The 1671-nt window shown below is 71.6% G+C and carries 2 protein-coding genes; one reads left to right on the forward strand and one right to left on the reverse strand.

Annotation, left to right across the window (positions count from 1 at the left end; genetic code table 11):
* Positions 1-639: DUF4142 domain-containing protein (locus H5J33_RS34320; RefSeq protein ID WP_181798571.1), on the reverse strand; the 639-nt coding region annotated here is incomplete at its 3' end.
* A gap of 250 nt (positions 640-889) precedes the next feature.
* Here H5J33_RS34320 and H5J33_RS34325 point away from each other — a divergent pair.
* Positions 890-1576 carry a DUF6445 family protein gene (locus H5J33_RS34325; RefSeq protein WP_181798570.1) on the forward strand — a complete coding sequence of 229 codons (687 nt, stop codon included), beginning with the start codon at positions 890-892 and terminating at the stop codon, positions 1574-1576.
* The last annotated feature ends 95 nt before the right edge of the window (positions 1577-1671 follow it).

A 1671-nucleotide genomic window follows, 5' to 3' on the forward strand; every position in this document is an offset into this window, starting at 1 on the left:
GACCACCTGCGGCCGGCCGGCGGCCGGGGGCGGCGGGGTCAGGTCGGAGTCGGGCAGTCTGGGCGGGGTGGTCTGCTGGAACAGGGTCTGGTCGAAGTCCACCAGGCCCGTCTTCTCCATCACGGTGATGTGGTCCAGCACGGTGTCGTTGGCCTGGTCGGCCAGGGCCCGCACCAGCGAGTTCTTCGTGGTGGAACGGATCTTCGCCACCGTGTTGAAGATGGAGCCGTGCGTCATCCGCAGGATGTTGGCGAAGTCCGTGTCGAACCGCCTGCCGCTCTCCCCGTTCAACTGCCGTACGAAGCCCTGCTGCTGGGGGCTCGCCTCGTCGGGCAGCGTGATGTTCAGCATCGGGGCGATCTTCCGGCAGGTGGTGTCGAGCGCCGCGTGCCCGTCGATCAGGTGCCGGCTCGCCGTGATCACCGCCTTGGAGCCGCCCTTGCGCAGCCCGATCCGCCCGACCGGGTACTCCCACAGCCCGGCCGCCCGTACCTTCACCACGAAGTCCCGGTCCTGCTCGGTCAGCGGCCCCCACTGGGTGCTCGCGATGACACGGTCCTGCGCACTGGAGACCTTGCCCAGGCCGAGCATGCCCGGGTAGGCGAGCGCGGCGAGGGTCAGGGCCATCGCACCGCCCACGAACAGCGTTCCCGTCGCGTTCCGCGAAAAGCGCACCGTGCCTCCTGCCGGGGATCTTCCGTCGTCACTCCGGACGCGCGGCGGTACGCGGGTCCGGACACCAAGCGGTACGGATCCGGGGCCGGTCCGTATCACCGCGGGCGGGTAAAGAATCGGCCGGGCGCCGTTGGCCGGAGATTGACCACCGCCCGGGAGAAGGTTGACCCGCACCCGGGCGAAGCCAGACCCGAGGCGCGCCTAGATTCACCGCATGCCCGCACCGCCCTCCCCCCGCACCCCCGCCGCGCTGCCCGTCCTGCCCTACCGCAAGCCCACCAAGGGCCGCGACTACTGGGTACTGGACGACGTCCTGCCCGACATCGACGCCGTACGGCAGCGGTGCCTGGCCAAGGAGGACTGGGTGCGGGGCCACCCCTACACCTCCGAGACCTGGCCGGGGCTGCGCGCCATGCCCGGTCTCGAGCCGGGTGAACTGGCCCGTGTGGAACGGCTGGTGAAGCGGGCGACCGGGGCGAAGGAGCTGTGGGTGCAGCAGGCGCCGGGCGGCGGCACCCTCAACCACAACTGCGTCCAGGTGGTCGGCGAGGGCGAGAGCGAGCCCCGCCCGCACACCGACTCCCGGGCGCTGTGCCGGTACGCGGCCGTGCTGTACCTCGGTCCGGACGTGCCCAAGGACTGCGGGACCTCCTTCTACCGGCAGTCGCTGCCCGGCGGCCGGCTCGGCGGCAACATCGTCCAGGCCCCGCACACCAACCTCGTCGAGGCGCTCGGCACCCGGTACGTCCCGGCGGACCACTTCGAGGAGGACGTCCGCGTCCCGCACCGGTACAACCGTCTGCTGCTCTACCACGCCAACCTGGTGCACAGCGCGACCGGTTACACCGGCCGGACACTGGCGGACAAGCGCATGACGGCCGTCTTCTTCTGGATGGCCTGAGCGCGGGCCCCCGGCCTACGGCGCGGCCTGGAGCCGGCCCAGCTGCCGCTGGATGTCCTCCAGCGCGCCGCGCCTGCGTCCGGGCACCCTGAGGC

The sequence above is a fragment of the Streptomyces sp. WELS2 genome (assembly GCF_013870595.1).
GTDB lineage: Bacteria > Actinomycetota > Actinomycetes > Streptomycetales > Streptomycetaceae > Streptomyces.